The sequence below is a fragment of the Paracoccus sp. (in: a-proteobacteria) genome (assembly GCF_046462195.1).
Lineage (GTDB): Bacteria > Pseudomonadota > Alphaproteobacteria > Rhodobacterales > Rhodobacteraceae > Paracoccus.
In genome coordinates this window covers 1-5,753 of sequence record NZ_JBKGUN010000130.1, presented here as the reverse complement: position 1 = coordinate 5,753, position 5,753 = coordinate 1, and the positions used below count along the sequence as shown (strand labels likewise).

6 protein-coding genes are annotated in these 5,753 nt (G+C 64.2%); all 6 read left to right on the top strand.

The window, feature by feature from the left end; all coding sequences use genetic code 11:
* The first annotated feature begins 380 nt into the window (after positions 1-380).
* Positions 381-596, top strand: a complete 216-nt coding sequence (locus ACLHHB_RS08320) for a DUF2945 domain-containing protein (protein ID WP_410217807.1) — start codon at positions 381-383, stop codon at positions 594-596.
* Between the two features lie 39 nt (positions 597-635).
* Positions 636-1,415, top strand: a complete 780-nt coding sequence (locus ACLHHB_RS08315; protein WP_410217806.1) for a 23S rRNA (adenine(2030)-N(6))-methyltransferase RlmJ — start codon at positions 636-638, stop codon at positions 1,413-1,415.
* Between the two features lie 62 nt (positions 1,416-1,477).
* Positions 1,478-1,771 (top strand): FtsB family cell division protein, encoded by a 294-nt coding sequence (locus ACLHHB_RS08310; RefSeq protein WP_410217805.1) that lies wholly within the window; start codon positions 1,478-1,480, stop codon positions 1,769-1,771.
* 99 nt (positions 1,772-1,870) lie between these two features.
* The gene (gene pdhA / locus ACLHHB_RS08305; RefSeq protein WP_410217804.1) at positions 1,871-2,905 is read left to right on the top strand and encodes a pyruvate dehydrogenase (acetyl-transferring) E1 component subunit alpha; all 1,035 of its coding nucleotides are present in this window, start codon (positions 1,871-1,873) and stop codon (positions 2,903-2,905) included.
* Between the two features lie 17 nt (positions 2,906-2,922).
* On the top strand, positions 2,923-4,308 hold the full coding sequence (locus ACLHHB_RS08300; RefSeq protein ID WP_410217803.1) for a pyruvate dehydrogenase complex E1 component subunit beta: 1,386 nt from the start codon (positions 2,923-2,925) through the stop codon (positions 4,306-4,308).
* Positions 4,309-4,321: 13 nt separating this feature from the next.
* Positions 4,322-5,704 carry a pyruvate dehydrogenase complex dihydrolipoamide acetyltransferase gene (locus ACLHHB_RS08295; RefSeq protein ID WP_410217802.1) on the top strand — a complete coding sequence of 461 codons (1,383 nt, stop codon included), beginning with the start codon at positions 4,322-4,324 and terminating at the stop codon, positions 5,702-5,704.
* Positions 5,705-5,753: the final 49 nt, after the last annotated feature.

The following is a 5,753-nucleotide window of genomic DNA, read 5'->3' as shown; positions in this document are numbered from 1 at the left end:
GCCGGGTCCTCTCCTCCTCCCTCCCGGATCCGGCGTTCGCGGTGAAAGCCCTCCTCCTCCCTGGTTGACACCGCACCCTATGCGCGGCCCCTCCTCCTCCCTGGGTGCCGCCGCGCTCCCCATAGCCGCCCCATCTGCGGCAAATCGATGCGCCGGGTTCTCTCCTCCTCCCTCCCGGATCCGGCGTTCGCGGTGAAAGCCCTCCTCCTCCCTGGCTGACACCGCACCCCATGCGCGGCCCCTCCTCCTCCCTGGGCCAGCGTTCAGCGGCGGCACCCCCTCCTCCTCCCTGGGTGCCGCCGCGCTTTCCTTCCCCCGCCGACATTGCCGGAACCATGACCGCCTCAGGGCATTCCCTTCGACACAGCGTCGGAGGGCACATGGTTTTGCGTAAAGGCACAAAGGTTCAGTGGAATTGGTCGGGCAGCACAGCGACCGGAAAGATCGCGGAGATCTTTACCGATGACGTGGAGCGCACGATCAAGGGCAGCAAGATCAAGCGGACGGCCAGCAAGAAGGAACCGGCCTATCTGATCCGGCAGGAGGATGGCGACGAGGTGCTGAAAAGCCGGTCCGAGGTACAGCGAGCGGATTGACGGCTTTTCCCCCGCATCCTGGCAGGCTATGGCAGGCCCATGCTCAGTTACCAACATGCCTATCACGCGGGAAATCTGGCCGATCTGCACAAGCACGCGCTGCTGGCATCGGCACTGGATTATCTGACCCGCAAGGACAAGCCGCTCACCTATCTCGACACGCATGCCGGGCGTGGTCTTTACGACCTGAGCGCCCCGGAGGCGGTCAAGACAGGAGAGGCCACGCAGGGCATCATGCGCGCCGAGGCGCAGCGCTGGCTTTCCTCGGACCACCCCCTGATGCAGGCATTGGCGCGGATCCGTGCCAGTCGCGGACCGCAGGTATATCCCGGCTCGCCTCTCATTGCCGCCCAGTTCCTGCGGCCCGAGGATCGCGCCCATCTGGCGGAACTGCACCCGGCCGAACATCAGGCCCTTCGGCAGGTGGCCGGTTTTGCGACGCTGCACGCACGCGACGGGTTCCAGATGGCGCAGGCGGTCTGTCCGCCCACGCCGCGACGGGGCCTGCTGCTGATCGACCCCAGCTACGAGGTCAAGACCGACTATGCTGCCATCCCCAGGCAGATCGCGCTGCTCGCACGCAAATGGAACGTGGGAGTCATCATGCTGTGGTATCCGATCCTGACCGATCGCCGGCATCTGGCCATGACGGCTACCTTGGTGACGGAATTTCCCGATGCCCTTCTGTCCGAGGTGGCCTTTCCCCCCGCCCGTTCGGGCCACTCGATGATCGGATCTGGAATGTGGGTGCTGAACCCGCCATGGGGCCTGCAGGATTCGGCCCGGCAGATTGAAGCCATCTTCCGCGAACGGGCCTGACCGGCATATTCCCCCGCCGGTTGCGCTGTGGCATGATGATCGGTGCCAAAAGGATCTTCCCCATGCCTCAACGCCTCTCGATCGGCGCCACCGTCTTCTTTGTCCTGACCTGCGCGCTGGGGCTGTATTTCGCCTTTGCGGCGGTTCAGGGCCCATCAGGTATCCTGCGCCGCATCCAGATAGAGGCCGAAACGGCCGAACTGGAGGCGCAACGGGATGCGCTCCGGAACGAGGTTGCGCAGATGCAGAACCTGACGCGCCGCCTGTCGGACGATTATCTGGACCTCGACCTGCTGGATGAACAGGCCCGTGAAATGCTGGGCCTGCTGCGCCCGGACGAGATCATCCTGCGCTAACTCAAGCGGTCCTGACGGCATTGCACGGCCTGAACCGATGCGCTACGGATTAGTTTAACGCTGAACTATTCCGACCACGCTTCCAGGAGGATGTGCCGCATGGCAAGGAAACCCAGCCTTCAGGCAGAGGTCCCTTCGAATGTCTCGAAGGACGAGCTGCTGAAATATTACCGTGACATGCTGCTGATCCGACGCTTCGAGGAAAAGGCGGGCCAGCTTTACGGCATGGGCCTGATCGGCGGTTTCTGCCACCTTTACATCGGCCAGGAAGCGGTTGTCGTGGGCCTCGAGGCCTGCGCCAAGGAAGGCGACAAGCGCATCACCAGCTATCGCGACCACGGCCACATGCTGGCTTGCGGCATGGAAGCCCGCGGCGTCATGGCCGAATTGACCGGCCGCGAAGGCGGCTATTCCAAGGGCAAGGGCGGCAGCATGCACATGTTCAGCCGCGAAAAGCATTTCTATGGCGGTCACGGCATCGTGGCGGCGCAGGTGCCTCTGGGCGCCGGCCTGGCCTTTGCCGACAAGTATCTGGGCAATGACAACGTCACCTTCACCTATTTCGGCGACGGGGCATCCAACCAGGGCCAGGTGTATGAAACCTACAACATGGCCGAACTGTGGGACCTGCCGGTCATCTTCGTGATCGAGAACAACCAGTATGCCATGGGAACGTCGGTCCGGCGCTCGACCAAGTCCACCACCTTCTTCGGTCGCGGCGAGGCCTTCGGCATTCCGGGCGAACAGGTGGACGGCATGGATGTGCTGGCCGTCAAGGCCGCCGGCGAAAAGGCCGTGGCCCACTGCCGCGCAGGCAAGGGTCCTTATATCCTTGAAGTCATGACCTATCGCTATCGCGGCCACTCGATGTCGGACCCGGCCAAGTACCGGACCCGCGAAGAGGTCCAAAAGATGCGCGACGAACGCGACCCGATCGAGAACGTGCGTGAACTGCTGCTGCAGGGCAGCCACGTGTCCGAGGAGGAGCTGAAGGCCTTGGACAAGGAAATCAAGGACATCGTCAACGATTCCGCCGAATTCGCCAAGGAAAGCCCCGAGCCCGCGCTGGACGAGCTGTGGACCGACATTTACGCCGCAGAACTGCCCCAGGGCAGCGCGGAAGAGAACGCCTGAAGGGGGGTTAGATCAACATGGCAACCGAAATCCTGATGCCCGCCCTGTCTCCGACCATGGAGGAAGGCACGCTGGCCAAATGGCTGAAGAAGGAAGGCGACGCCGTCAAGTCCGGCGACATCATCGCCGAGATCGAGACCGACAAGGCCACGATGGAGTTCGAAGCGGTCGATGAAGGCGTCATGGGCAGGATCCTGATCGCCGAAGGCACCCAGGGCGTCGCGGTGAACACGCCCATCGCGGTGCTGATCGAGGAAGGCGAGTCGGTCGATGACGCGACGACCGAAAGCAAGCCCGCCCAGGTGCAGGCGCCTTCGACCAAGGAAGGTCCGGACGACCAGGGTCAGCCCGGCAAGTCCGCCGTCGAAGAGGTCAAGACCCCTGAGCCCGACCGCAGCCCCGACTATCCCGAGGGCACCAAGATGAAGACCATGACCGTGCGGGAAGCCCTGCGCGAGGCCATGGCCGAGGAGATGGAGCGCGACGAAACCGTGTTCCTGATGGGTGAAGAGGTTGGCGAATACCAGGGCGCCTACAAGATCAGCCAAGGCCTGCTGGACAAGTTCGGCCCCCGCCGCGTCGTGGACACCCCCATTTCCGAGATCGGCTTTGCCGGCATCGGCACCGGTGCGGCGCTGGCGGGTCTGCGCCCGATCGTGGAGTTCATGACCTTCAACTTCGCCATGCAGGCGATGGACCACATCATCAACTCGGCGGCCAAGACCCTGTACATGTCCGGCGGCCAGATGGGCTGCCCGATCGTGTTCCGGGGCCCGAACGGCGCCGCCGCCCGCGTGGGCGCGCAGCACAGCCAGGATTATGCCGCTTGGTTCGCGGCGATCCCCGGTCTCAAGGTCGTGATGCCCTACAGCGCGGCTGACGCGAAAGGTCTGATGAAGCAGGCCATCCGCGACCCGAACCCGGTCATCTTCCTTGAAAACGAGATCCTGTATGGCCGCAGCTTCGAGGTCCCGGACCTCGAGGATTTCACCATCCCCTTCGGCAAGGCCCGCATCGCCCGCCAAGGTAGCGACGTGACCATTGTCAGCTTCGGCATCGGCATGGCCCATGCGCTGGAAGCTGCGGACATGCTGTCCAAGGACGGGATCGAGGCCGAGGTGATCGACCTGCGCACCCTGCGCCCTCTGGACTACAACTCGATCATCGAGTCGGTGAAAAAGACCAACCGTCTGGTGACGGTCGAGGAAGGCTTCCCCGTGGGGTCCATCGGCAACCACATCTCGGCCTATGTGATGGAGAACGCGTTCGACTATCTGGATGCGCCGGTGATCAACTGCACCGGCAAGGACGTTCCCATGCCTTATGCCGCCAATCTGGAAAAGCACGCGCTGATCACGCCCGCCGAGGTCGTCGAAGCCGTGAAGAAAGTCACCTACAAGTAAGGGAGGCAGTGCGATGCCCACGGAAATCCTGATGCCCGCGCTGTCCCCCACGATGGAGGAAGGCACGCTGGCCAAATGGCTGGTGAAAGAAGGCGACGAGGTCAAGTCCGGCGATGTGATCGCCGAGATCGAGACCGACAAGGCCACGATGGAGTTCGAGGCCGTGGACGAAGGCCGGATCGGCAAGATCCTGATCAGCGAAGGCAGCGCGGGGGTCAAGGTCAACACTCCCATCGCCGTTCTGCTGGAAGAAGGCGAGGATGCCTCGGCCGCCGAGGCCGCGCCCGCACCCAAGGCGGAACAGGCGGGCGGTGGCGCGCAGTCCCACAAGGAACCGGGTCCAGCCGAAAAGGGCTATGGCGGTCCGATCGGCGCGCCGGTCGCGGGCGATGACGGCAGCAAGGGCGTAGCCTCCTCTGGCGGCACGGCTGACAAGGCGGACAAGGGCGGACGCGTCTTTGCCTCGCCCCTGGCCCGCCGCATCGCGGCCGACAAGGGGCTGGACCTGTCACAACTGAAGGGATCGGGACCGCGCGGCCGGATCGTCAAGGCAGATGTGGAGAACGCCCAGCCGGGCGCGGCCCCTGCCAAGGCCGATGCGGGCGACAAGGCCCCCCTGTCCCATGCCGTCGCCGCCAAGGAGCCTTCGGCCCCGCAGCCTGCCAAGGGCCTGTCGACCGAGGCGGTCCTCAAGATGTTCGCCGATCGCGAAACCGACGAAGTGCAGCTGGACGGGATGCGCCGCACCATCGCCGCGCGCCTCAGCGAGGCCAAGCAGACGATCCCGCATTTCTATCTGCGCCGTTCCGCCAAGCTGGACGCGCTGATGGAGTTCCGGGGAACGCTGAACAAGCAGCTGGAAAGCCGCGGCATCAAGCTGTCGGTCAACGACTTCGTCATCAAGGCGTGCGCCCTGGCATTGCAGCAGGTGCCGGACGCGAATGCCGTCTGGGCCGGCGACCGTATCCTCAAGCTGAAGCCCTCGGATGTCGCCGTCGCCGTCGCGGTCGAGGGGGGGCTCTTCACACCCGTCCTGCGCGATGCCCATCAGAAGACGCTGTCGGCGCTGTCGGCCCAGATGAAGGACCTGGCGGGTCGGGCCAAGTCCAAGAAGCTGGCCCCGCATGAATACCAGGGCGGAAGCTTTGCCATCAGCAACCTGGGCATGTTCGGGATCGAGAACTTCGATGCCGTCATCAACCCGCCCCATGGCGCGATTCTGGCCGTCGGTGCGGGTATCCAGGCGCCTGTCGTCGAGAAAGGTGAGGTCGTCGTGCGCAACGTCATGTCAATGACGCTGTCGGTCGATCACCGCGTCATCGATGGTGCGCTGGGGGCCCAGCTGCTGGAAGCCATCGTCAGCCATCTGGAAAATCCGGTCGGCATGCTGGCCTGATCCACACCCCAGACAAAAGAAGGGGCGGCGAGGCTGAAGGCCTCGCCGC

Coding starts and splice junctions, on each gene's coding strand:
- ACLHHB_RS08300 (WP_410217803.1), top strand. CDS start 2,923: ATGGCAACCGAAATCCTGATGCCCGCCCTGTCTCCGACCATGGAGGAA.
- ACLHHB_RS08310 (WP_410217805.1), top strand. CDS start 1,478: ATGCCTCAACGCCTCTCGATCGGCGCCACCGTCTTCTTTGTCCTGACC.
- ACLHHB_RS08320 (WP_410217807.1), top strand. CDS start 381: ATGGTTTTGCGTAAAGGCACAAAGGTTCAGTGGAATTGGTCGGGCAGC.
- ACLHHB_RS08295 (WP_410217802.1), top strand. CDS start 4,322: ATGCCCACGGAAATCCTGATGCCCGCGCTGTCCCCCACGATGGAGGAA.
- pdhA (WP_410217804.1), top strand. CDS start 1,871: ATGGCAAGGAAACCCAGCCTTCAGGCAGAGGTCCCTTCGAATGTCTCG.
- ACLHHB_RS08315 (WP_410217806.1), top strand. CDS start 636: ATGCTCAGTTACCAACATGCCTATCACGCGGGAAATCTGGCCGATCTG.